Here is a 25,385-nt window from a genome sequence, read left to right as displayed (position 1 = left end):
GATTAGATGAAAATTTAATCGGCTTTTTTGTTGAATACTTACCATCTCCAAGAGCCCTTAAATTCTCCAAAGAACTTATTATTCTTAATTTATTAGTTGTTATCTTTAATAAATTTAATTAAGTTTATTTTATGTTTAACCAAAATTTAAAACCTTATGAAGTCCCTATTCAAAAATTTTGCATTTGCTTTTTTTCTAACCGTCACTTTTGCTTCTTGCGATTTGGGAAATGAATTTGACAAAACGAGCAAATCCGATTTCAATTTTTCACCAAGCTGCCAAAGTAATCCTGATATTACTGTATTAAGTCCAAACTGGGATTCTAATAACAGAACTTGCCCAGCTACAAATCTTGAATTACAGGTTAGTGGTGGAAATGCACCCTATAGCTGGCAAATTAGTGGTGCTACTATAACCAGACAGGCCGGAGAGTATATTTACATCAAAACAAGTTCCTTTTCTGGTCAAACTTATTTATCCTTCACTGTTACTGATAATTGCAACAATAGCTATACTTTAAGTGGTACTGCAAACGGTAGCTATGGTGGATGTAACAATTTCTGTGATCAATATCCAAACTCCCCTTTTTGTGAGGATAATGGTCAGGCTTTATAAAGGGTCTGGCATTTGTTGAGTTAGTTTATCCACTTGCGGAAAGCAAAATCTAATTTATTAAGCCTGTGAGCCCTTCTTCGCAGGCTTAATTTAGTAACTATAATCTAGACCTGTGTCTACTTCCTAGCAATCAAATCCGCTCAAAATTATTCATTCGTTTTTTTTCATAGCCTTTAAAAATCAATTACATTAGTTCTAATTTTTAAAAACCAAAATATTACAAAAAAATGAAAAACCACTACTATGTTTTTGCTTGCGCAATATTAACAATGGGATTGATGTCTTGCTCAGGAAATGAAACAAAAAACACAGAAGAAACTACAGTTCAAGAAGAAAAACCAGTAGAGATGGTCGATGCAGTCAGCATTTGGGATGGGATTTCTGTTCGTGAGGAACCTAATTCAGAAGGTAAATGGGTATCTTCCATCAGTCTGGGAGAAAAAATAAAGCTCACTGGACATACTGCTGTAGACTCCTCTGAGAAGAACAGAGAATATGTCGAAATAAGATTAGGTGATGATAAGCAAGGCTGGGTTGTGAGTGATTTTGTTGAGGAAGGAACTGCTGTTACTGCTTTAAAAGATGTTCAAGTATACAAACGTCCAGATCTATTGACTAAAACTGATAATAGTTTCAAACCAATGGATGTGATGGCTTTAATTGACACACGTGATGAGTGGGTTGAGGTAAAAGGCAAAAGCCAAGGTGAAACCTGGTTTTGGTCCGGTTGGGTAAAACGGACTGATTTATCAGACAATGAAGTAGACATTGCAGTGGCAGTCTATGCTCAAAAAGCTTTTGAAATAGAAGATGAAGAGAAAAGAAGTAATGCCATTCAAGAAATTATAGAAAATGAGTCATTTATTTCCTCTCAGTTTATGGTGGATTTAAAAAACGAACTTAATAAGCTTCAAACTCAGGGTGATGAATTAATAGATGAACCCATAGAAGAGGTCGACAGCGTTGAAGTAGATGAAGAGGTGGAAAATCCTGAAGAAGCAATTAGTGAGTAATTAGAAAAAGTAGAAATTAATTAAAATAGCCATTCCTCGAGTGGCTATTTTTGTTTCCTGCCGGTTTAGTTCTATTAAAGAGAAGGCTCGCTAACCTACATGGCCAATTCATCTAAAATAAGAATATTTGAACCCGAAGAAATCCCCAAAACATTCGTCAAAGCCTGGAATCTAAAAGATGCCAAAATGCTAGCTTCCATTTTTGATGAAGATGCAGAGTTTATCAATGTGACCGGATTATGGTGGCACGATAGAGAATTTATATTTAAAGCTCATGATTACGGCTTGATAGTCATTTTTAAAGGTTCAGCATTATCTTTAAGAAAGCTGAAAGTCAAATATCTATCTGATAAAATAGCAGTAGTAAATGCCCGGATTCATTTAGAAGGCCAAACAGATATTGAAGATAAAAAAGCAAAAGCTAGAAATACCATTTTTACATTTGTGTTACACCAAAGCGAGGATGGCAAATGGAGCTGTGCCTCAGCTCAAAATACTGATATCGTTCCTGGCAAGGAAACGCATTTCATTGATGAAGGTGGGAATATGGAGGCAGTTGATTATCAGGCATCTACTTGAAGTAAATATTCTGACTTAAAAATCATAGCCAGCGATTAATAATATTGAATGGTTGTTAATCCCTATTCTACCATCTCTACTTGGCGTTACAAGTAAAGCGTTGTAAAAATCAAAACCCGTAAATACGTCAAGGCCTATACTCATTCCCATGACAAGATTTTGCTTAAATCCTGCTATAATACCATATTCCATTTGTGACGATAATAAATCTACGTTTTTATTCGTTGCCCACTGTCTTACCATAAAGCCAGCCGCAATGGAGCTACTGGAACTTAATAAATATTGAAAATTAATAGGAAATTCAAATGCGAGATGTCTTTGAATAGCCGTTTCATCTAATCTGTGCAAAGGATAACCTCTTCCATAATAATAAATTCCATCAAGCAGTGACTCGCTTTTATCACGGTAAAACAAATTAAGCCCTAATCCTATCCTAATTCTATCATTGATGATAGGCCTAGTGATCATACCACCTAAGCGAATGGCGGTAGCGGGGTAATTCTCCGTGTGATAACCCGTCACATTAAATGCAGTTAGTCCTACCCCGATCTTACCTTCGAATTGATAAGGCTTTTTTGTCTCTGGTTCCGCTTGTGCATTAATGATAATCGGGAAGCACAAGAAAAAAATAAATACTAAGCTGGTTTTCATAGGTTCAAGTTTTAATCTTATTTACTTTAAGTTAACTGTTTCCTGATACAGAAATTGTCAATCGATCACTATTTATCTTATAATTAAAACGTAACTATTTCTGGCTAAAGCTTTCAATTTCTAGTTCAAGCGTCAACTTGCACCATTAAACATATTCAAACCATTCTCAATCCCTCAAGTAAATTTTGGCATTATTTCAAATCACAAATCAACCCTTAAAGTAAAAGCTACTTGCATTTAAAACTTCCTATTGCGAGATTAATGGAAATTAAACATTCGCGATATGAGGAAATCATTTATAAAACAATGGATTTTTACTTTGCTTGCTATGGGTTGTTATTTTACAGCCTCAGCACAAGAATTAGATTTAAAAAAATTGAAAGGCATTGATGTCCGCAGCATCGGACCTGCCGGAATGAGTGGGCGTATAACGGCTATAGATGTGGTGCATGATAATCCACAAGTGATGTATGTAGGATCCGCTTCTGGTGGACTATGGAAATCAGAAAGTGGTGGGGTTGACTGGAAACCGATATTTGATGACCAACAAATCCTCTCTATTGGAGCTGTAGCTATCCAACAAGATAATCCCGATGTGATTTGGGTTGGAACCGGAGAAGGAAATCCTAGAAACAGTTCAAACGGAGGTTATGGATTATATAAATCACTTGATGGCGGAAAAAGCTGGAAGTTGATGGGCTTGGAGAAAACCCGTAATATCCACAGAATTAGAATTGATCCTAAAAATCCTAACACAGTGTTTGTAGGGGCGATAGGTTCGCCTTGGGGTGAGCATCCTGAAAGAGGCGTTTATAAAACTACCGATGGAGGCAAAAGCTGGAACAAAAGTCTTTTTGTTGATAATAAAACCGGAGTTGCGGAATTGATTATGGATCCAAATAATCCGAATAAGCTATTCGCGGCTATGTGGGAACATAGAAGAAAGCCTTGGACTTTCACATCCGGTGGGCCTGGATCTGGATTATATATGACCGTAGATGGCGGAGAAAATTGGAAGGAATTAACGGAGGAAGATGGTTTACCAAAAGGTGACTTAGGAAGAATAGGTTTAGCCATTTCAGCTGCTGATTCTAAAACTGTTTATGCCTTAGTGGAATCTAAAAAGAATGCCCTTTACAAATCAACGGATGGCGGTTACAAATGGAAAATGATCAATTCCGACATGGGAGAAATCGGAAATCGTCCTTTCTATTATGCCGAATTGTATACTGATCCCTCCAATGAAAACAGAGTTTATACAATCTTCACTTATGTAAATGTAAGTGAGGATGGCGGGAAGTCATTTAAAGAATTAATGCCTGCATACGGTACTGAAGTTGGTGTACACCCTGATCACCACGCATGGTATATACATCCAAATAAGCCGGATATGATGCTTGATGGAAATGATGGGGGATTAAACATCACCTATGATGGAGGGAAAACCTGGAGATTTGTGCAAAATTTACCTGTTGGTCAGTTCTACCACATTAATGTAGATAATGATTATCCGTACAATGTGTATGGCGGAATGCAAGATAATGGTAGTTGGATCGGCCCGGCTTACGTTTGGAAATCTCAGGGTATTCGAAACTCATACTTCCAGGAACTAGCATTTGGAGATGGTTTCGATGTAATGCCAGACCCTGACAATTCGAGATATGGATTTGCTCAATCGCAACAAGGTTTTGTAGTTCGCTATGATAGAGAAACAGGTAACAATCAAATTGTAAGACCCACACATCCTGATAAAGATGTATTGTTAAGATTCAATTGGAATGCGGCCATAGCCCAAAATCCATTTGATAATAGTTCTGTTTATTTTGGTAGTCAGTTTTTACATAAAACCACAGATAAAGGACAAACATGGGAAATCATTTCACCGGATTTGACCACTGATGATCCTGAAAAACAAAAACAATTTGAAAGTGGTGGTTTAACGTATGATGCTACAGGTGCCGAAAATAATACAACGATTACCGCTATTGCACCATCATCTCTAAAAGAAGAAGTAATTTGGGTAGGAACAGATGACGGCAATATTCAATTGACCCAAGATGGCGGAGAAAGCTGGACAAAAGTAAGCTCCAAAATCAAAGACTTTCCTGCGGAATCATGGGTCGCGCAAATTCAAGCTTCAACCTACAGTGCTGGAGAGGCATTTGTGGTAGTGAATAATTACAGAAATTTCGACTTCAAGCCGTATTTATTTCACACCACTAATTATGGTAAGAGTTGGACTAATTTAACCTCTGGAGATGATGTTTGGACTTATACTTTGAGTGTAGTACAAGATCCTGAAGAACCCAATTTGATGTTCTTAGGGACAGATGGCGGTTTATATTTCAGTGTCAATAAAGGACAAAACTGGCAAAAATGGACCAATGATTATCCGAATGTTCCAACTCGGGATATGGTGATTCATCCACGTGAGCATGATTTAGTCATTGGTACTTTCGGAAGAGCTATTTATGTAATGGACGATATCAGGCCATTAAGAGCATTAGCGACAGAAGGAAAAGGCATCTTAGATCAGTCTTTAAAATTGTTTACTCCGCCAACTGCCTATCAAGCGGTTAATCAGCAACCCAGCGGATCTCGCTTTGGTGCGAATGCGCTATTCAATGGCGAAAACAGAAATTCTAATGCAATGATTACTTACTTGATCAACAAACCGGAGCAAAAAGAAGGAGAAAAAGATAAGAAAGAACAAGAGGAGGAAGATGACAAAGATAAAGTAAAATACGATTCTCTTCATCTTAAAATCTATAATATGGAAGGTGAGGTAATCCGTACTTTAAGAGAGAAAGCGCCAAAGGAAAATGGCCTACATCGCATGTACTGGAGAATGAATGAAGCTTCCAGTCGACCTGCTAGCAGGAGGTTAACTAAAGAGGATGCTGAAGAAGTAGGTCGAATTGATGTATTACCGGGTACCTATAAACTAGTTTTGCATCTCGGAGAACAGAAGGACTCAACTGAATTAGAGGTCGAGTTTGATCCGAGATTAGAAGTTTCTGAATCTGATTTGCAAGCGCGTTATGATTTCCTAAAATCGATTGACCAAATGCAAGCTGTAGCCTATGATGCCAGCCAAAGAGTACTGGAAGCAAAGGAAACGGTAGATCATTACATTAACTGGATGAAACAGAAGGACAAGGATGCTTTCAAGGAACAGATAAAAGCAAGTAATGCCATTAAAGATTCATTGGAAGTATTATTTGAGCCATTTGTAGGGGAAGACTTTAGCGAAAAGCAAGGGATCATCAGAACACCAATTCCAGCTATAGATGACAGAATCGGACAAGCTTTCGCTTATGCAGCTGATAGCTTTGACCGACCAGGTGATACCCAAAAGCGATTGAAGCAACAAGCTGAAGAAGCCCTTAAACCTGCTATTGATGCACTTAATAAATTCTTTGCTGAGGATTGGAAAGCCTATCAGGAAAGCATTGGCGAATTAGACCTTTCCCTTTTTAAGGAATATCAGGCTATCGAAGTAAAAGAATAAATTACATTTTAGTATGATGGGAAAGCCTGTGGTGGAGACGCTGCAGGTTTTTTTTGTGCCTTACGATTTGAAATTATTTTACTACATTTATGATAGCAGTTCCTATACAGTCACACCTTAAAACTCATTATAATTTTTTAGGCGGTAGGTGGACATAAAGCCTGTCATATGCTAAGTTTAAATTATGAAATCTATGGTCGCCTACGATGAATATTATCAAACTGAAAACCTGTTCGGAGATCCATATCCTGAACTGCTAGAATTTTTGTCTCATTATCCGAAAAAGGGGAAAGTACTGGATTTAGGTTGCGGGCAAGGAAGGGATGCAATAGCCATTGCTCGAATGGGTTATGATGTAACTGGAATAGATCATTCCAAGGTTGGAATTGATCAAATGAACCAAATTGCCAAAGTCAAAAACCTACCCTTGAGAGGAAAAGTAGGAGATATCTTTTCTTATGATGAGTATCAAAACTATGATATTATTTTACTCGACAGCATGTTTCATTTTGCTAAGAAGGACAAGGCAAAAGAGATTGCATTAGTTCAGAAAATCGTTTCTCAGATCCGAACAGAAAGCTTGATCATATTCTGCATCCAAGACAGTGGGGAAAAAGTTAGCATTCTAAATAAAGCGATTGATTTTCAAGCTAAGTTAAGGAGGTTAGCAGATCAGAAATTTGTCTATACTTTTAAGGACCGGGAAAGCGGACATGAATCTGAAACAAAGTATCGTATGATAGCAGTGGAAAAGTGACTTTGTGATCTAATATTCAACTGTAACAGTCATTCCTGGGCTAACAATTCCGATCTTTTCCCAGGAGTCTTGACTGACTGACCGGACAAACAGATCATTGCCAAAGAATGAGGCGGAGAATGTCAATCCATCCTTTCCGCCCAGATCCTCTATCCACTCCAAGGAAATTACAAAGTTGTCTCGGGCTATGATATTGTAGTCTTCCAAGTCAATTTCCAAAACACCCTCTTGGGCATCGCTTTCAATAATGATGTTTTCTTTTAGGAGCGATTTACCAGGTAATCCATCTTCTAAATCGTACATATTAAGTCTGAATTTCAGGTGATCAAAATTGTTATTTGCAATGGATACGCTAAACTTTCTAATAAATGTAGGACTTCGCTTTATCTTTACTAATATTCCGACCTCGTTACCTAGCTTGTTGGAACTAAAGCCCGCAACTATACTTTTTGAAGTGGTTTTATTTCCCAGGACCTTCTTTTTCAATCTTCTATTGGTCACAACGACCTCGTCAAGTTCCGTGATTTCAGGAGACAAATACAGGATCGACTTGCCTTGCAGTATTTTTTTGAAGTCCTTTACCACAATGTTTTTGGCTTCGTAACCTATACTTGAAATTCGTAGCGTATCTGTAGCATAAGACTCGTTGAGCTCGAGACTAAACTTTCCTTCAAAAGTAGAAACAGTTCCAACTCCCTTTTTCACGATACCGATATTTACATAAGGAAGAGGCTCTTCAGTAGTTTTATCTTTTATGATCCCAGAATATATATTTTGGCTTACTGCGGGTGTGGAAAAACTGAGGATGAATAATAGTGAGCAGAAAAAGGCACTGATAAAAGATTTATAGGTTTTCAAGTTCTTAAATTTACGATTCATTAAAAGTAGAACAAAAATACTTTCAGAACCACTCGGAATAGTAATATTTAAAAATTAAAGTCAAAAAAAAGCAGCAACCCTTTAGAATCACTGCTAGTCTAACCAAAATATAGTTACGTCTATTCAATTACCACGTCAAAAGTAGCTTGAATGTCGGTTTCACCACCTGCATTGCTTGGGTCGCCATTTGTAACTCCAGCTGCTGATTTGTCCGGCTCATGTCGTAAAATCACAACTAGTTGACCATCGCTAGCCCCACCAGTTGAAAAAATAGTAGCTAAACCAATGGGGTCTCCATTTCCATCTGCATCATCATATGCAAACTCAATGTTTAAGCCATTACTTTTTTGGAAGAAGAATTGGTGCTCTTCATCCTCTTCTATGATCTCTGCTGTGATGTCTTCGTTTTCTTCATCATTTCTGACTTCAATAGATACGTTGTAGTCAGTGTCTGCAGCTAATGTGCCATTGGTATAAACGGGCTCTATTGGGCCATCGCCATCTTCATCAAAAACTGAAAATACTACATCACTGCCTCCGGCTACTGGGGTGAAGGTCATTTCCAAAGTCGTAATTAACTCCTCCTCATTTTCTGGTTCCGGATCTTCAGTGTTACATCGTGAAAATAGCAATACGGCTACGAGCAGTAACATACTTCTTAAAATACTCAGTGTTTGGGTTTTCATTGTTGATATAATTTATTGTTAAAAGATGTAATTGATTCGTAATTCAAAATTTCTACCGGTTTCCGCTGCATAAAACCGTAGCCTGTTCAGGTAATCGGTATAATCTGTATTCATTAAATTGTAAATACTGAAGCCAATATTTAATTGTGCATTCTCTAATTTTCGAGTAGTATCCAAAGAGAAATTCGTAATGAAATAACCCTCCGGTACAGGAACAGTCGCTTGTTCGTAAGCCTCTGTTTCGGTAACCGGTGCCCTAAACTGCTCAAATACTTTTAAGCCACTTAAACTGAGATCTATTTCTTTAAATCCCAACTTATTACTCAACCTCCAGTTTAGGGTGTTTTCCCAACGATCTGCAGGCATAAAAATCAGTGGTAGTTCGTTTGAAATATCATTTCCCCTGATGATAGAAGCTTTTGTATTTAAGGTGAAATGGTGGAAGAATTCATAGCTACCTATAATATCGGTTCCATAAATATCCGCTAATGTCTGTTTATATTGATAAACTGGAAATGCTCCCCTAATTGTTAATCTGGGCTCTTCCGGTTGTAAATAGATATAGTTCTGTATTCTGCTTGCATAAGCATCTATATTTAGCCTAAGTTTTTCATTAAAGCTTAATTGCACACTATGTAACCATTTAATAGAAGTTTCTGGTGAAAGTCGATCATCTCCCTCCTCTATTGCTGCCACGCTATGGTGCAAGCCTTGACTGTACAATTCATTTATGCTTGGTGCCCTCTGGCTCCAACTTAAGTTGGATTTATATTTAATGCTTCTATTAATATCAAAACCTCCTCCAATTATGCCCGAAAACATATTATACTTATGTTGTGGGTTGATTAATTCATCTTCGGTATTAAATTTTAACACATCAATTGCAATGGCATCAAAACGCAAACCTGCTTCCATATTCCAATTTTCCTTTGCCCAAGATTCATTGAGAAACGCTCCAGTCTGAAAACTGGAGTAATTAGGAATTAATGGAGTCGTACCTGTCCCTGGCACGTTTTTATTATTTTGATATTCGTAATCTAATCCAATCTCACCGCTTAAGTTTTCCCAAATAGGTTCATGATGGAAAAGAAGCTTGGCAACATGGCTGTCTAGTTGTAGATCAACAGATGCCTTATCGCTCCTTCCGCCCCTTCGAATATCAAATTCTTGTCTGGCATTTTGTTGAAAAGCATAAATAAAATCGAAGTCTCCATAATCTGAGCGGTCTAAATGGATTTTTGCTTTCAATAATTGGTGGACAACATTTTGCTTAGGATTGTTGATTTCATAGGAAAAATCTTCTGTAAAGAATGGTGGCCGTTTATCTAAGGCTTCAAAGAAATTATCAACATTGCCAATGTGTGCTCCTCTTAATATCCCTATTTCAGTTGAGAACCTGCTATAAAAGAGGTCTGCTTGTAAATCATTCTTGATATAATTAGCAGCAGCTGAAAAATTTAATTCCTCGCTACCCGTATTAGTTAAATTATAATTGGCCGCATGTTGATCTCCTGATTTTTTTGCCGAGGATTGTAATCTCCAATTGATGGATTCTTCCTCGTTTAATAGAAAACTTCCCGATAGCATTGCAGAACCAATGCCTCCTCTTCCGTTTGTAAACCCTACTAAATCTAAACTTCCATGCAACACGGAATCTGGCACCAGTGGCTCCGGTTCCAACAACAAAGCTCCGCCTATCGCTCTAGGCCCATATTTTACGGAGGAAGCTCCTTTTACAACTGTTATTCTAGATGCTACAAAAGGATCAATTTCTGGTGCATGATCTACCCCCCATTGCTGACCCATTTGAGAAACCTCATTATTGACTACCTGGATCCTACTTCCATATAAACCATGAATCATCGGTTTATTTATGCCTGGTCCTGTTTTAATATTGTATACCCCAGGTAAAGTACTTACTGATTCGGAGAGCGATTTCCCCTTTAATTTCTTTAATTCTCTTGCAGAAAGCACACTTTCTACATTACTTAAGAGTACTTCTTCTCTTTTATGCGAGTGAACGCTGACCGCTGAGAGGATATTGTTTTTTGATTCTAGATAAAAGGTTTGCTTTAAATCTTCAATTTCAACTGATATATACGTACTTGCTTTTTGATATTCAACTTGGCTGATAATAAGCTCGTACTTATCATGACACGGAAGCTGAATTGTGAAGAACCCTTCTTCGTTGGTTTGAACTCCTTCGTTCAGTTCAGAGATGTAAATACTGGCAAAAGGCACAGGAACATGTTCCACTTCAGATAGTACTTGTCCAGAAAAGGAAACCATACAGTTTTCTTGAGCAAAGCCTACCGTTGAGAAGGCAACTAAATAAATGTAAAGTAATAATTTCATTAAACGCAACATTGTTGCAAATATATAAAAGTTGCGTTAATAAAAAGCCCCTTTGAAAAATTCTTTCGCCCTTTGGTGTAATTTTGAAATGGCAAAAATGGATGACACGCAATTTTTTAGTAGTATTGGGTATATTTTTAGCTAACATTTAGAGAATTATGAAGAAATTATTAATCATGATGCTGATTTGTGCACCATTTTTTACAGTGGCACAAGAGCAAGAATACAAAGAGCGTTTTGAACAATTGGGTAGTATGTTGCCAACCCCTAATTCGTACAGAACTGCCTCAGGTGCTCCAGGAGAAAATTATTGGCAACAAAAAGCCGATTACACGATCAAGGTGAAATTGGATGAGTCGGCCAACAAGATTACGGGTTCTGAAACCATCACTTACTATAACCAATCTCCACATCCTTTAAACTATTTATGGTTGCAATTAGACCAAAATATGAGAGCTGAAGGATCAGATAGTGAATTAGTTGGAACAGCTACTTTTTTTAACGATACTATTCCCGGAAAATATTTAGAGCAATATGTTGCCAATGGAGGTAATTCTTACGATTTCCCTGGTGGATTCAATATTGAATCAGTTAAAAATGCTGATGGTGACAAAATGGACTATCTGGTACAAAAAACCATGATGAAAATCCGTTTACCTCAAACATTAAAAGCAGGTGAAAACATTAGCTTTTCCGTTGACTGGAATTATTATGTAAATGACAGAATGAAAGGTGGCGGGAGAAGTGGATATGAGTATTTCGAAGAAGACGGAAATGCTCTTTATACCATCGCACAATTCTTCCCACGTATGGCGGTTTACAATGATGTTGAAGGATGGCAAAACAAACAATTCTTAGGTTCTGGTGAGTTTGCCCTTACTTTTGGAGATTATGATGTAGAAATCACGGTGCCAGATGATTTTATTGTTGGGGCTACAGGAATGGTTCAAAACCCGAAAGAAGTTTTAACAAAAGATCAGGCGAAAAGGTATGAAAAAGCTTTAAAATCAACAGAACAAACTTTCATTGTAACGGAAGAAGAAGCCATTAAAAATGAAAAAGAAAAGTCTTCAAAATATGAGACTTGGAAGTTTAAAGCAGAAAACGTAAGAGATTTTGGTTTTGCTGCCTCAAGGAAATTCATTTGGGACGGTCAAATGGTAGAATTAGAATCTACTAAACCATTTGCGCAATCATTCTACCCGAAAGAAGGAAACCCACTATGGGAAAAAGAATCTACCAAAGCAGTTAAAAATACCTTAGTATTATATTCTGAAAGAACATTTGATTATCCTTACCCGCAAGCAACATCAGTACATGCTGCTTCCATTGGAATGGAGTATCCCATGATTTGTTTCAACTTCGGAAGGCCTGATAAAAATGGTGAGTATTCAGTGAGAACTCAATTAGGCATGACTTATGTAATCGTTCACGAAATTGGACACAACTATTTCCCAATGATTGTGAATTCAGATGAGCGTCAGTGGGCCTGGATGGATGAAGGGCTTAATTCCTTTTTGGAATCAAACGTGATGTTCGAATATTATCCGGACTTACCTTATTCTGATAATATCCCACAAGCAGTTACAGGCTATATGAAAAGTAGCAAAGACCAGCAAAGAGCAATTATGACCAATCCTGAGCAAGTATTGCGATTAGGGCCTAATGCTTATTCAAAACCGGCCGCTGCCTTAAATCTATTGAGAAATACAATTATGGGGCCTGAGCTCTTTGATGAATCTTTCAAAGCCTATGCGCAAAGATGGATGTTTAAACACCCAACTCCAGCCGATTTCTTCCGAACTATGGAAGACGCATCAGCAGTTGATTTGGATTGGTTTTGGAGAGGTTGGTTCTATACTACCGATCATGTAGATGTAAGTGTGGATGAAGTGAAGTATTTCCGTATCGCTCAGGATGAATCTGATATGGAGAAAAATACCAGTGCACCAGCAGGGGACTTGGGTGAAAAAGAAGAAAAAGAAATGAAAACAGATTTCAGTGATGGGCCTGCTTATATTTCAGTTTCTGAAACTCCAGAGTTTTGGTACGGTGAATACCGCAACAAAGTGGATGATGAGGCCATTAAGGCTAGATATGCTGATAAGCACTTCTATGAAGTGACGCTAAGCAATAAAGGCGGTTTGGTAACTCCTCTTCTGTTCAAGATTGAATACAAAGACGGAACAACAGAAGAAAAATACATACCTGCTGAGATTTGGAGAAAAAATGAGGGTAAAACTCGTAAAATGCTAATTTTAGATAAAGAAGTTTCAAAACTTGTTTTTGATCCTGAAGGAGGATTAGCCGATACTGATAATGCCAACAATGTTTTCCCTAAAACAGAAAGCAAAACAAAATTAGACGAGTTTAAAGAAAAAGGAGAGTAAAAACCACTCTTAAGTAAATACTGAAAACCATCCTTTGGTAAATAGCTATGGGATGGTTTTTTTATTGAATCAGTTTTTTGTTCTCTTCTAAACCATGTTCAAATTGGAGGGTAATATGCCCAATTGAAAAATTAGTATGCAATAAGTCCTCAATATTCTGTTGAATTTCATGTGTCTGGCTCACATTCAAGTCTTCTCGTAAATCTACGTGAGCCTCCAAATGAATCGTGTATTCATCCAATTGCCAAACATGAATATGATGAATGTTCTTCACTTCTTCCAGCTCTTCTACTTCTTTTACCAATTGTGGGATGTTGATACCTTCGGGAACAAATTGCAACAATATTTTTGTACTACCCCAAAGTAATTGCCATGAGGTAGCTAGTAAATAGATCCCAATTAAAATAGACAATACGCCATCCACCCAAGTGACTCCATAATACTTCATGGCTAATCCACCACCCAAAACTGCCGCAGAGAATAAAGTATCTGAAAGCAAATGTAAAAAGGCAGATTTCATGTTCATGCTGTGCTTTGCATCTGCGGCTAAAAACCAAACGCTTAAGCCGTTTGCAATAATGGCTACTCCTGCCAACCAAATCACAATATCGTTATCAATTTCTAATGATTGTGTAATTTGTAAGCGCTTAATACTTTCTATTATGATGTAAATTGCAACGGCAATAATGACGGCAGAATTTACAAATGCAGCTAAGACCTCTGCTCTTTTATATCCGAAAGATTTGCTATATGTGGCTTCCTTTTTTGCCAGAATAATTGCTACTAAACTTAAAGCAAGAGCTGCCACATCACTGAAATTGTGCATAGCATCGGAAATCAATGCCATAGAGTTTCCTACAATTCCTCCAACTATTTGAGAAGCTGTAATGATGACATTGAGTAAGATGACCCACTTAAGTCTATTTTCTTTTTGCATAGAAATCAAAAATATGAAATCGTATTAGGAAGTGCTAACCTCATATGTAGTTTTGTGACAAAAAAAGAAGCCACTTGAAAGGTTTTCAAGTGGCTTCAATAGTTTTTGCTTCGTAAGGATATTATTTATCCATTTCCAATTGAAGGGATTGCGGTGTTGTCTGCAACTCACCAATTTCAATTTTAGAATCGCCCTTCACTGTAATAGTTGCCTTAATGAAATCTTCTTCCTCTGCTTTGTAGATATTCTCTACATATTTCTGAGGGTTTCTGTCAATATAGGGGAACCAAGTACTATGGATTTGAACCATTACTTTATGCCCTTTTTTGAATGTGTGCAATATATCCTGTAAGGCTATTTCTACTTCGTCTTCTTCATTGGGAACAAAAGGTTTTGGATCTGCAAAACTATCTCTAAACCTACCTCTAAAAACTTCTGCTCTCACTAATTGCTGATAATTACCCATCACTATATTCTTTGGGTTATGCTCATAGCTTTCATGATCACCAGGATATACATCGATTACTTTTACAATAAAATCTGCATCAGTAGAAGAAATGGCCACTTTTAATTTAGCGGCAATTTCACCTGCCAAAGTCAACTCTTCGTCTAAAGGATCGGATTCCCAAACTAGCACATCAGGTCTTCTTGAAGCATGGCGCTGATCATCGGTCATGTATGGACGAGGCGTAAAGGTTACACTTTCCGTAAAAGAGGTATAGGGAACCGGTTTAGCTGGGTCAGAAACATAGCTGAATTCATCTTCATTACTTCCTTCATCATTAATCAAAAGCTTGCCGTTTTGAGCAAAGCCTAAAGTGGTTTTCGGAATTTGTGGCGGCCAAACGTCAAATTTTTGCCATTCTTTTAAACCGGTATCAAACATATAAGCCTCAGGTAATTCCGGTTTGCCTTTGCCATCTCTTAAGAAATGATTGAAGAAAGTGCGCTCAATTTCTTTTTGATAGAATGTAGAGAGGCTATCGCCAAAATAAATATGATTTACGGCTTGAATTCCTCTTTCCCTCGCCCAATCTCCATGGCTCCATGGACCGAAAACTATAGTATTATAAGCGTCAGGACTGGTTTTTTCGATGGTTTTGTAAATATTAAGAGGACCGTATAAGTCTTCTGCATCAAACCACCCGCCTACAGTCATAACTGCATGATCAATATCATCTAAGTGGGGAATAATACTTCTTTTTTGCCAAAATTCATCGTAATTAGGATGCTCTACGGTTTGCTCCCAAAACTCATTATCGAAATGAAGTTTTTCAGTAATATTTTTTAATGGACCCATGTCTAAGTGATAATCATAACCATCAATTGCATTGGCTGTTCTCATTCTGGCAAAAGCTTCATTATACCATGATTCTTTTGTTGGTCCGTCTGTTTGGTAACCGAAAACAGGATATGCGGCTGTATAACTCTGCAAGTAAGCGCCATTGTGATGGAAATCATCAAAGAAGAAATCTCCAATTGGAGCTTGAGGTGAACTTGCTTTCAAAGCTGGATGAGCATCTGGTAAAGCCGCTGCAGTATAGAACCCTGGGTAACTAATTCCCCATTGACCCACATTACCATTGGTTTTACCTTTCAAGTGTTTCAATAACCATTCAATAGTATCGTAAGTATCAGAGCTTTCATCCGCTTCTTTTTTATGCTTATTGCCGGGAATGTTGGGGGTCATGTTAGTGAATTTCCCCTCTGACATCCATCTGCCTCTCACATCTTGATAAACAAAAATAAATTTATCTTCCATTAAGTATTTAGAAGGCCCCAAAGACCGTTTGTACTGATCTGCTCCATAAGGTGCAATACTGTAACAGGTTCTTTGCATCATAATCGGATGCTTCCCCTTTTCTTTCGGAGTGTAAATGGCCGTATAAAGTCGAGTGCCATCTCGCATAGGGATGTACACTTCTTCTTTATCATAGTTATCTTTAACGTAGGTGCTTTCCTCTTCCTGTGCCCAAAGACTAGGATTCAAAAACAAGAAAAAGCCAATCAATAATAGAATATGTTTTTTCATTTTTGCAATTAGTTTATTTTGAAGGGATAAGTTAATAAATAAGTTTTTGAGATGGATAAGATGGGAGGTGAATTTTGATGAATGGTTCCCGCACACCATTTATCACATTCCTAAAACTGTTTATAAGTTCCATCGTTTTCTTTTAATTGAATTACTAAATCATCATAATGAATCAAATTTTAGCAGTCCAAGATCTAAGCAAGACCTATCAATCAGGGGAAAAGTCCTTAACCGTACTTTCAGACATAAATTTTGAAATAAAAGCAGGCAGTAGTTGCGCTATAATCGGACCTTCCGGTAGTGGCAAAACTACCTTATTAGGACTATGCGCGGGACTAGATGAAGCAGGATCGGGTTCTGTTACACTTGATGGAAAACAGTTGGAAAAACTTACGGAAGATGAAAGAGCGGCTGTTCGAAATGCTTCTGTCGGATTTATTTTTCAAAGCTTTAATTTACTGCCCACTCTCACAGCTTTGGAAAATGTGATGGTTCCGTTGGAACTATTGGGAAAGAAAAATGTAAAACCCATAGCAGTAGATTTACTAGAAAAAGTAGGCTTGGGAGATCGAATGCATCATTATGCCTCTCAACTTTCAGGTGGAGAACAGCAAAGGGTATCCATTGCAAGAGCATTTGCCAACCAACCAAAAATCTTATTTGCCGATGAGCCAACCGGTAATTTAGATCAAGAGACAGGCGACACCATTGAAGCTCTGATTTTTGATTTGAATAAAGAATTAGGCACCACCTTGGTTTTAGTGACCCATGATCAAGAGCTGGCAAAAAGAACTGACCGCGTACTACAGCTCAAAGGCGGAAAGCTGATTAAAGATTCTGCCAACTTAACATCTCAAGAAGCATAAAACCATTCTCATGCAAAATTTAAACTGGTTACTGAAAATGGCTTGGCGCGACAGTCGCAGAAATCGCTCGCGTCTATTTCTGTTTATGAGCAGTATCGTGCTCGGCATTGCGGCTTTAGTAGCCATCAATTCATTTGGAGATAATCTCACCGAGCAAATTAATTCTGAAGCCAAAGAACTTTTAGGCGCTGATGTAGAGCTAGAAAGTAGGAGTCCTTTTCCTGATTCTCTTTATCAGTTTTTACAAGATGAAAACCTTCAGCTTTCTGAGGAAAGAGCTTTTGCCAGTATGGTCTATTTTCCAAAAAATGGCGGGACAAGACTCATAAATGTTAGAGCAGTCGAAGCCAATTATCCATTTTATGGAGCGATTGAAACCACTCCTTTTGAATCCGCAGAAAACTATAACAATAGCCAGAAAGCATTGGTAGATCAATCATTGATGTTGCAGTTTAATATGAACCCTGATGATTCGGTTAGGATAGGAAATTATGTGTTTTCCATTGCAGGTGAAATCAATAAAACGCCTGGACAATCTGCCATTACCACTACAGTTGCTCCGCCTGTATTTATTCCCTTTTCCAGGTTGGAAGAAACCGGATTAATGCAAAAGGGAAGTCGAATCAATTATAAACTCTATGTGAAATTTCCTGATGGCGTTGATGATCAAAAGTATTTTAACGAGGTCTTAAAACCCCGTTTGGAAAAAGAAGAAATCCGCTTTGATGATGTAGAGGAGCGAAAAGAAGAATTAGGAGACGCTTATTCTGACCTCACCGGATTTCTTAATTTAACAGCATTTATTGCCCTGCTTTTGGGCTGTATAGGAGTGGCCAGCTCAGTGCAGGTTTATGTAAAAGAGAAGGTAAAATCAGTAGCCATTCTACGATGTTTAGGTGCTTCTTCTTTACAAGGCATGTGGATATTCCTCATTCAAATTGCAGTCATAGGATTGATAGGCTCAGTGATTGGAGCCTTGATAGGAAGCAGTATCCAATATTTCTTACCCCAATTATTTGCTGATTTTTTACCATTTGAAATTGAATTGACATTTAGTTATAGTTCTTTCTTTCAAGGGATTTTAATTGGCTTATTGGCTTCAATACTTTTTGCATTGGTTCCGCTTTTGCAGATCCGCAAAGTTTCTCCTTTAAATGTATTAAGAAGTTTGGGCTGGGGCAAAACCTCTAAAGCGAGTCGTTTTGTTTATTTATTAGTGATAATCTTCGTTTTCGGATTCTCCTATTTACAGCTTGATTCCCTTCAGGAAGCGGGAGTTTTCACTGCATCATTGCTATTGGCCGCCCTAATCTTGATGGGCGTGAGTAGAGCTATCATTTGGGCAGTAAGAAAGTATCTCCCAGAAAAAGCGGCATTCACCACCCGACAAGGCTTGGCCAATTTATATAGACCCAATAATCAGACTTTAATACTGGTAGTGACCATTGGATTGGGCACGGCCTTAATCACTACACTGATGTTGAGCCAAGATTTGCTATTGGATAAAGTAAAACTGAGCAGTAGCGATAATCAGCCTAATATGGTGCTCTTCGATATTCAGAGTGATCAAGTGGATGAGGTAATCAATATTACCGAAAAGGACAGTTTGCCTGTCATATCAGAAGTGCCGATAGTCACCATGAAACTTCATAGTTTAAAAGGAGAATCTGTTGACGCAATTAGAGAAGATACTACGGCAGGAGTCCGAAATTGGGTGTTGAGAAGAGAATATCGAGTAACTTACCGGGACAATCTAATTGATTCGGAAACCCTTTTAGCGGGAGAATGGAAAGGAAAAGTAGAGAATCCGAGTGATTCCATATTTATTTCACTTGAAGATGGCTTAGCAGAAGATATGAAAGTTGGTCTGGGTGATCCGCTTACTTTTAATGTGCAAGGAGCATTAATCCAATGCTATGTTGGGAGCATTCGAGAGATTGATTGGCAAAGAGTGCAAACCAACTTCTTGGTAGTTTTCCCGGAAGGGGTTCTAGAAGAAGCACCAAAATTCCATGTCTTATTAACGCGCTATGAAGAAGTTGAAACCTCTGCGAAATACCAACAAAAGGTAGTCAGTCAGTTCCCCAATATCTCCATCATTGATTTGGATTTGATCTTGAAAACTGTGGATGAAGTCTTAGGTAAAATTTCCTTTGTGATTCAGTTTATGGCTTTCTTTAGCATCATTACCGGTGTGATCGTATTAATTGGAGCAGTAAATATCAGTAAATTCCAACGAATGCAGGAAGCTGTTCTGCTGAGAACGATAGGGGCAAGCCGAAAACAAATCGTACGTATCAACTTTATGGAATATTTCTTTCTGGGAAGTATTGCGAGTTTGACAGGCATCATCATCGCCATTTTATCTGCTTGGGGACTGGCTTATTTTAGTTTTGAAACTGTTTTTGTTCCCAATCTTTTGGCCGTGCTAATTACTTATGTTGCTATTACTGCATTAACCGTATTTATAGGTTTAATAAATAGCCGATCAGTAGTGAATAAGCCGCCTTTGGAAATATTGAGGAAAGAGGTTTAGTTTTTGTCTTGCAAATATTTCAAGCTTGCTACTAATGTTTAAATGGCACTAGTAGCATGGCAAAATTTATTTGTCCAGCTGGCCATAAAAATCATGTAGTACTTGTTCTCTTCAAGACTTAAAAACGAGGAATAGGGGAGAAAATAAGAATTCAATAAGTCATTTAAACCGCATTTTAATGCAGCTTAATACGACCTGAGATGTGTTATTTCTTATTCAATTTGGCAACTTCTATTGGTATAAAATCCGGTATATAGTCAGGAGTGCAATTTTTTGGAACGGGTTCGTCTTTATACAACCTAATTTTTTCACCAATTGCAATACATTGTTTTCGATACTTTTCATCCCAGACACCTATTTGACATACTGTAAAATTCATTGCCCATTGCACTTCAGGTTCTTCATTTGCCATATTTGATTCTACAGTCGTTAATAAATCCTTAGTATTGGGGTGATTTGTATTCCCTGTCCACCTTAATCTCGCTTGATAATACCAAAAAACTCTTCTTTGAAGCTTCGAAGTACTGTTTTGCCAAGACGCTATAATTGAGACCATTTTCTTGTCTTTACTTAACTGATTTGCCGTCAACCAATCAATTAACTGATTTCCTTCTTCAAATTCATGTTCTTGAATATCACTGTCTAGTTTGTCAATCAATTCTTGAGTCAGAAGCTTTTTGTCCATGATTAAAATAGCTAATTGACGGGATAAAAACTTAGCTGTAGACCAAAGCTCCATGGCTAAATCATGGTCCTTTTTTATTTCTCTGTCGATTTTTCGAAGATCCCCCAGCTTGGTGTTCTGGCTGATTTGAGAATTAATGTTATTAGCTTTTGATGATAGTTCTATATCCATTTACTATTTATAGCGCCACTCAATTTCAATTGATCGTTTTGATTGGGAATCTTAGTGCTTTGATCACCTTTCAAAAATGAGACTATAGCTGATATTGCTTTAAATATATTTAATTACTCCTAAAATAATGCATAAAAATCTATTTGAAAAATTCGGTCTCCCTTTCTTGATATCAGTCCTATCATCTGGCATATCAAGTTGGAGTCATGACGGATTGATTTAGCACAAAAAATATGTACTCCGCGGTCATGCCGGTAGTAAGCTCAAATTCATCCCCGAAAAAAGGGATTGCATTTTCTTGTTAGCCGCTCTTTTTCTTGGCCTTTCGGCAAGCATCTGCTAACCTTAATCTTTTTTTCGTTTTATTCGATTATTTCAAATTTCACATCATCGATAAATAATTCTACATCGAAGGGTGTTGGATTTGCAGTTGCTCCAATTTGGAATCTTTCATAGAATAAAGGTTCCTGCAGTTCAAAGTCAATTCCATTGTTAGCAAATTCAGTTTCAAAGAGACTTTTATTTGGCATATTCATACCGCTTTCGGATAAAACTTCTTGATTATTAATGAAGAGTTTATTTATACCATCGTTATTTTGAGATAATTTCAATTCCCAAACTACATTTACCCACTCATTTCTTGGAAAAGCAATTTCAGATTGTACAATAGTTGAGCCTAAAATTTTACCTCGTTCTATAGATAAATAGTCATTATCCTTCATCATTAATCTTATTCCGGGACATTGATTATCTGGTACTCTTGGGTCCCAACAAGAACAACACTCCAGGTCGATTAATAACAGATTCTCTATATTTTCCGTGGAAGCAATGTAGAAGTTTGCACTAATACTTACTATTGAACCTTCTGGCGCATTAAACCCAGCCTTTTCTATGTTCGCTTTTGATAGGGTGTTATCAGATGCTCTCGCATAGATTCTTAAAGAATTGTTTCCCTCTGATACTATGCTACTTTCTAAATCTATTTCATTTTCTCCACCATTGGTATCAACTTGTTGCAAATTACTCCACCGGCTTCCATCATTTGGAAACAATTCCGACAAATCATTTCCTGAGGTTTCAAATCCATCTTCAAATAAATATCCATCTCTATTCTCATTTTCGGGCGCTACACCATCATTCTTTGAACATGATACCAGTATCAAAACAAGCCCTATCAATATTAATTTCATTCTAATTTTCATTGGCTACAAAACGTTTTTTTCTTCATAAGTCCTCAACAAAGAAGATGGCATTGTTATTCAAATCATAAAACCCGAATTCGCTAGTATTCCAAGCCGTCTTTAATCTCAATTTTTCTCTTTTTATCGTTCCTCTTTCTAACAACTCTTCGAAAATTGGGATTACATTCCTCACAAAAACCTTCATCACAGACCCTCCGAGAAGAGGGTCATCTTCAGTATCTGCATGCCACTGTAGGTGAATACAAAGGTTTTCTCTCCTCAAAACAGCGTACATATGGTCCTTGTGAAGACATTTAAATCCAACTTTTTTTTCATACCAATCTACGTCCCTGTCAATATCTTGACTAGGCAGAACTGGTGATATTTCTATGAACTCGGTTTTCATTTCCCTTTTGGTTTTAGTGATGCTGTTTGCCGTATTTTTTATATACGGAGTTGCCCACCGGCATTTCCTTCACGTTATATTGAATGTCTGTAATTTTTAATTTTAACCAAGTCCATCTAGCATTCTCCACTTTCCAAGATGCTTCACATTCTACTGGTATTTTTATTCCATTTTTTTCTTCAATTTTGGTGGCTCTTACGCTCCATTCCGTAGGGTTGGCATCATTAATATCTTGATAACGCATGGCCACGAATTTTTCAAAATTTCCGTTTCTGTCAAAATGAAATTCGCCTGAACCTTTAGTTCCTTTATATTCCATCGTTGCTCTTGCAGAATAGTCATCTATAGTCTCCCATTTTATATATTGACTCAAAGACGCTGAAGGAAACCAAACGATTTCTGCCAAATATCTTTGCAAGCTTGCTTGATCTATCTTTTCGTCATTTTTTGCAGTTGCAACTGGAATGAGTGAAAGAAGTCTGATTATCATTTCGCCTTCACCATCTACAAATTCGTCTCTACCCACTACCCTCAATATCGAGTTCATTTCAGCATTGATATTCCAATTGAAGGCTGGTGGTTGAACAGTAAAATATTGTTCTGCCGTACCATTATTCCAATTTGCTTGTTCAGGTTTCAATTTGAGCTGCAGTTCTTGAACTAAATGCACATTGGAAATGAATTTTTTACCAATTATTCCGCTCTTAGTCAACCATTTTTGAACAATTAGTGGTAAATCAGCAAGTGCTTTTTCGGTGACGATTTCTTGGCTTTGGATTTCCGCATTTTCAAACAGACTTATTCTTTCTTGGTTGACTTTATGCTTAAAATTAAAACTTGAGTATCCGAGAATTGTAGCTAATAGAATAATTACGTTTGCTGCTGTCCCAAATTTTGCGTCAGACCAAAAGTTGAAAATCAACACTTGCGAAATTATTACAGCTAAAAACCCGCTTAACCACCAATAACTAGAATGATTAAGAAATAAAACGATTGTAATAGCCAAAAGTAGAAAAGTCAAGAACCAAAATATTCCGAAAGTTTTTGAAATCGCTTGTGAAATCTCGTTAAATTCAGATATTCCGAATGCTTTCAGGAATCCGAATAAATGGATAATTCCGTGTATCCCAATTAATATGACTAAAGCTATTCGCATTGTTTTCTTTGTATTCTTTAAGGCTAAGAAACGTACAGCTTTTGGAGCCATTTATTTAATTTCGTTTCACCAATCTCTATTATCGAATTATAAAAAACGGAAGCATCCCTAAATTTTTCGCCAGGAATATTGAAATCCTTTTCGTCAACGCCTGCTCCAATCCAAAACATTAATCTTTAAGCTTTCATTTGTTTTCAGTAACCAACTATTGGATTTCAGTTTAAAAGCCAAACTGGGTGTCCGTGCCAAATTTCACTTTGAACATCAGTCAGTGCTTTTTCTATACTCAGAGCAAGCAGGTTGCATATTTCCCTGTCCTTCAATTCTTGATTTTCGTTATATTGTTTTATTTCGGTGTTCATATTTCTCAACCTATAGGCATCCGTGCTTTTTGTTATTGTTAAATCTCGATTATGTATGATGTTATCGATTTTAATTTCGCACCCTTTGCTCCTTGGAAAATATAAAAGTCCGAAAATGCATATTCTTTTCCTTTCAGTAATTTCATAGCTCCATTTACAGCCCCTTGCTTTCCGTGCGATAAAATTTGGTTGAGAACTAATTCCGCAACTTTTGTCGATTTCATTTTTTCCAACTCCTCTGCGAATTTTTGCTTTCCTTCAATTTTTTTATTGCCAATTATATTCCAAACAATTTCATCCGTTACGCTATCTTCAATAAATTCCAAGTCTCCCTTTGCAAAAGCAATATTGAAGTCCTTTAGAAACCCCATTTTAGGTGAGTTTCCACAATTAAGGTTTGAAATAATTTTTGTCATTTCACAGATTTTTTAATTTCAGCACGCTGCTTCTTTGGCTTGTTTAAACGTCCAACTATCATATGTAAGCTGAACTTTTCAAATATCTTTAAAAGTATCTCATGATACTAGCCTACTATGCAAAGAGCTCAATGAGCTTATGGATGATAGTATATGTTACCAACGTTTATGATGTAATACTATATTCTTTTGCATTCCATTGATTTCATGAGGTTACTCTAAAATCGCGTTGCGAAATAACAAGAACTATTTCTATTATCATTCCAATTAATTATTACTAACAGTTCGCTGTAACTTTAAGTTGGTGGACAATCAATCGCAACTATCATATGAGTACTCCGAATCAATTATTCCAATGGTACTTGATATTGGGTAATCATTCGAATCATAGGTAAATTCATATTCTTTACTTACGTATACATCTCCATCTGGATTAGAATAATCAGCTTTTATAATATTATTTGACATCATATTTTTAAAAGCAAAATCAAACATTATTTGTGCATCTTCTCCAGTAGGTATTGACCAATTTACTTTAGCGGGAATATTTTCAAATGGATTTCGCATATTGTCATACTGAAATTCGGCAGACCATGCTTCTTCTCCATTACTCCAAGTAGCATACTCTCTAATCAACTGACCTTTTTCATTGTAATCATATTCTTCTGTTACGTGACCAACCCACTCTATTATCTGCCCCTTATCATTTAAAGTGTAATTGTCCACAATTGGAGACGACAATCTTGATCTGTTGGTTCGTACTTCGATAGATAAATTATCATAAGTAATACCTACATAATTTTCATCATCTGTCTTGATAGAAACAATCCTATTCTGATCATCATATTCTAATTGAGCAGAAAGGGTGTAAGTTTTTTCATAAAGAATTATGGTTAAGTCGATTGAAGAAACTAAATTATTTGAATAATTGTAGCTAAAGGTTCTTACATCTGAATCATCACTGTATTTGTAGTTTGTAATTCTACAACTAGCAATGTTAGGTTCTGGCTCTTCCTCGCTGCAACCCAAGAACAGAAGGCAGGGAACAATAAAAATGAAGAGGCAATGGATTAATTTTTTCATAGATTCTTAATTGTTGAGTTTATAAATGTTTTTCACTAAAGGTCTGTGGCTATCGTTAAGAATATCGGGCTTTGGGCTCTTCAAGGCTCCAAAAACCCAATTACTTATATATTTCCTC

At 37.1% G+C, this 25,385-nt stretch carries 21 protein-coding genes; 8 read left to right on the top strand and 13 right to left on the bottom strand.

From position 1 onward, the window contains the following. Positions 1-156 precede the first annotated feature (156 nt). The 3 genes from AAC601_RS07570 to AAC601_RS07560 all read left to right on the top strand — a co-directional run bounded on the left by AAC601_RS07570 (position 157) and on the right by AAC601_RS07560 (position 2,207). The gene (locus AAC601_RS07570) at positions 157-615 is read left to right on the top strand and encodes a hypothetical protein (RefSeq protein WP_303271370.1); all 459 of its coding nucleotides are present in this window, start codon (positions 157-159) and stop codon (positions 613-615) included. Positions 616-842: 227 nt separating this feature from the next. Next, complete coding sequence (locus AAC601_RS07565; protein ID WP_303271369.1) at positions 843-1,628, top strand: hypothetical protein; 786 nt, start codon at positions 843-845, stop codon at positions 1,626-1,628. Between the two features lie 99 nt (positions 1,629-1,727). Then, positions 1,728-2,207, top strand: a complete 480-nt coding sequence (locus AAC601_RS07560; RefSeq protein ID WP_303271368.1) for an SgcJ/EcaC family oxidoreductase — start codon at positions 1,728-1,730, stop codon at positions 2,205-2,207. 15 nt (positions 2,208-2,222) lie between these two features. Here AAC601_RS07560 and AAC601_RS07555 read toward each other — a convergent pair whose 3' ends face one another. Beyond that, positions 2,223-2,858: a hypothetical protein gene (locus AAC601_RS07555; RefSeq protein WP_303271367.1), complete on the bottom strand. Its 636-nt coding sequence runs from the start codon at positions 2,856-2,858 to the stop codon at positions 2,223-2,225. Between the two features lie 283 nt (positions 2,859-3,141). On the opposite strand from AAC601_RS07555, the gene AAC601_RS07550 reads away from it, so the two are divergent. Then, positions 3,142-6,369: a hypothetical protein gene (locus AAC601_RS07550; protein ID WP_340152929.1), complete on the top strand. Its 3,228-nt coding sequence runs from the start codon at positions 3,142-3,144 to the stop codon at positions 6,367-6,369. A 193-nt stretch (positions 6,370-6,562) separates the two neighbouring features. Continuing rightward, positions 6,563-7,126: a methyltransferase domain-containing protein gene (locus AAC601_RS07545; protein WP_340152928.1), complete on the top strand. Its 564-nt coding sequence runs from the start codon at positions 6,563-6,565 to the stop codon at positions 7,124-7,126. 9 nt (positions 7,127-7,135) lie between these two features. Here AAC601_RS07545 and AAC601_RS07540 read toward each other — a convergent pair whose 3' ends face one another. From AAC601_RS07540 to AAC601_RS07530, 3 genes are all read right to left on the bottom strand, one after another. After that, positions 7,136-7,984, bottom strand: a complete 849-nt coding sequence (locus AAC601_RS07540; protein ID WP_340152927.1) for a carboxypeptidase-like regulatory domain-containing protein — start codon at positions 7,982-7,984, stop codon at positions 7,136-7,138. A gap of 140 nt (positions 7,985-8,124) precedes the next feature. Beyond that, complete coding sequence (locus AAC601_RS07535; RefSeq protein WP_340152926.1) at positions 8,125-8,691, bottom strand: hypothetical protein; 567 nt, start codon at positions 8,689-8,691, stop codon at positions 8,125-8,127. A gap of 18 nt (positions 8,692-8,709) precedes the next feature. Beyond that, positions 8,710-11,046, bottom strand: coding sequence for a TonB-dependent receptor (locus tag AAC601_RS07530; RefSeq protein ID WP_303271361.1), 2,337 nt, complete (start codon positions 11,044-11,046; stop codon positions 8,710-8,712). 158 nt (positions 11,047-11,204) lie between these two features. Between AAC601_RS07530 and AAC601_RS07525 the strand changes: the two genes are divergently transcribed. Further along, positions 11,205-13,436, top strand: a complete 2,232-nt coding sequence (locus AAC601_RS07525) for a M1 family metallopeptidase (RefSeq protein ID WP_303271360.1) — start codon at positions 11,205-11,207, stop codon at positions 13,434-13,436. A gap of 61 nt (positions 13,437-13,497) precedes the next feature. Here the strand turns inward: AAC601_RS07525 and AAC601_RS07520 are convergent, their stop codons facing one another. Both AAC601_RS07520 and AAC601_RS07515 read right to left on the bottom strand, forming a co-directional pair. Then, a complete protein-coding gene (locus AAC601_RS07520) occupies positions 13,498-14,373 on the bottom strand; it encodes a cation diffusion facilitator family transporter (protein ID WP_303271359.1) in 876 nt (291 codons plus the stop codon). A gap of 121 nt (positions 14,374-14,494) precedes the next feature. Beyond that, entirely contained in the window at positions 14,495-16,405 is a 1,911-nt protein-coding gene (locus AAC601_RS07515; protein ID WP_303271358.1) for a CocE/NonD family hydrolase, read from the bottom strand. Positions 16,406-16,572: 167 nt separating this feature from the next. On the opposite strand from AAC601_RS07515, the gene AAC601_RS07510 reads away from it, so the two are divergent. Both AAC601_RS07510 and AAC601_RS07505 read left to right on the top strand, forming a co-directional pair. Then, positions 16,573-17,271 (top strand): ABC transporter ATP-binding protein, encoded by a 699-nt coding sequence (locus AAC601_RS07510; RefSeq protein WP_303271357.1) that lies wholly within the window; start codon positions 16,573-16,575, stop codon positions 17,269-17,271. A gap of 10 nt (positions 17,272-17,281) precedes the next feature. Next, entirely contained in the window at positions 17,282-19,807 is a 2,526-nt protein-coding gene (locus tag AAC601_RS07505; protein WP_303271356.1) for an FtsX-like permease family protein, read from the top strand. A gap of 205 nt (positions 19,808-20,012) precedes the next feature. On the opposite strand, the gene AAC601_RS07500 is transcribed toward AAC601_RS07505, so the two are convergent. The 7 genes from AAC601_RS07500 to AAC601_RS07470 all read right to left on the bottom strand — a co-directional run bounded on the left by AAC601_RS07500 (position 20,013) and on the right by AAC601_RS07470 (position 25,267). Then, positions 20,013-20,663, bottom strand: coding sequence for a DNA alkylation repair protein (locus AAC601_RS07500; protein ID WP_303271355.1), 651 nt, complete (start codon positions 20,661-20,663; stop codon positions 20,013-20,015). 362 nt (positions 20,664-21,025) lie between these two features. Continuing rightward, the gene (locus AAC601_RS07495; RefSeq protein ID WP_340152925.1) at positions 21,026-21,853 is read right to left on the bottom strand and encodes a heparin lyase I family protein; all 828 of its coding nucleotides are present in this window, start codon (positions 21,851-21,853) and stop codon (positions 21,026-21,028) included. 34 nt (positions 21,854-21,887) lie between these two features. Beyond that, the gene (locus AAC601_RS07490; protein WP_340152924.1) at positions 21,888-22,250 is read right to left on the bottom strand and encodes a glyoxalase/bleomycin resistance/extradiol dioxygenase family protein; all 363 of its coding nucleotides are present in this window, start codon (positions 22,248-22,250) and stop codon (positions 21,888-21,890) included. 13 nt (positions 22,251-22,263) lie between these two features. Then, on the bottom strand, positions 22,264-23,457 hold the full coding sequence (locus AAC601_RS07485) for a DUF6544 family protein (protein ID WP_340152923.1): 1,194 nt from the start codon (positions 23,455-23,457) through the stop codon (positions 22,264-22,266). Further along, a complete protein-coding gene (locus AAC601_RS07480; RefSeq protein ID WP_303271351.1) occupies positions 23,430-23,576 on the bottom strand; it encodes a hypothetical protein in 147 nt (48 codons plus the stop codon). The genes AAC601_RS07485 and AAC601_RS07480 overlap by 28 nt, the downstream gene beginning before the upstream one ends. A gap of 230 nt (positions 23,577-23,806) precedes the next feature. Continuing rightward, on the bottom strand, positions 23,807-24,184 hold the full coding sequence (locus AAC601_RS07475; RefSeq protein WP_340152922.1) for a nuclear transport factor 2 family protein: 378 nt from the start codon (positions 24,182-24,184) through the stop codon (positions 23,807-23,809). Positions 24,185-24,496: 312 nt separating this feature from the next. After that, positions 24,497-25,267: a hypothetical protein gene (locus tag AAC601_RS07470; RefSeq protein ID WP_303271349.1), complete on the bottom strand. Its 771-nt coding sequence runs from the start codon at positions 25,265-25,267 to the stop codon at positions 24,497-24,499. Positions 25,268-25,385 lie beyond the last annotated feature (118 nt).

Origin of the sequence: uncultured Marivirga sp. (assembly GCF_963974845.1) — a bacterium.
Lineage (GTDB): Bacteria > Bacteroidota > Bacteroidia > Cytophagales > Cyclobacteriaceae > Marivirga > Marivirga harenae.
This window is presented reverse-complemented; position numbering and strand designations above follow the sequence as displayed.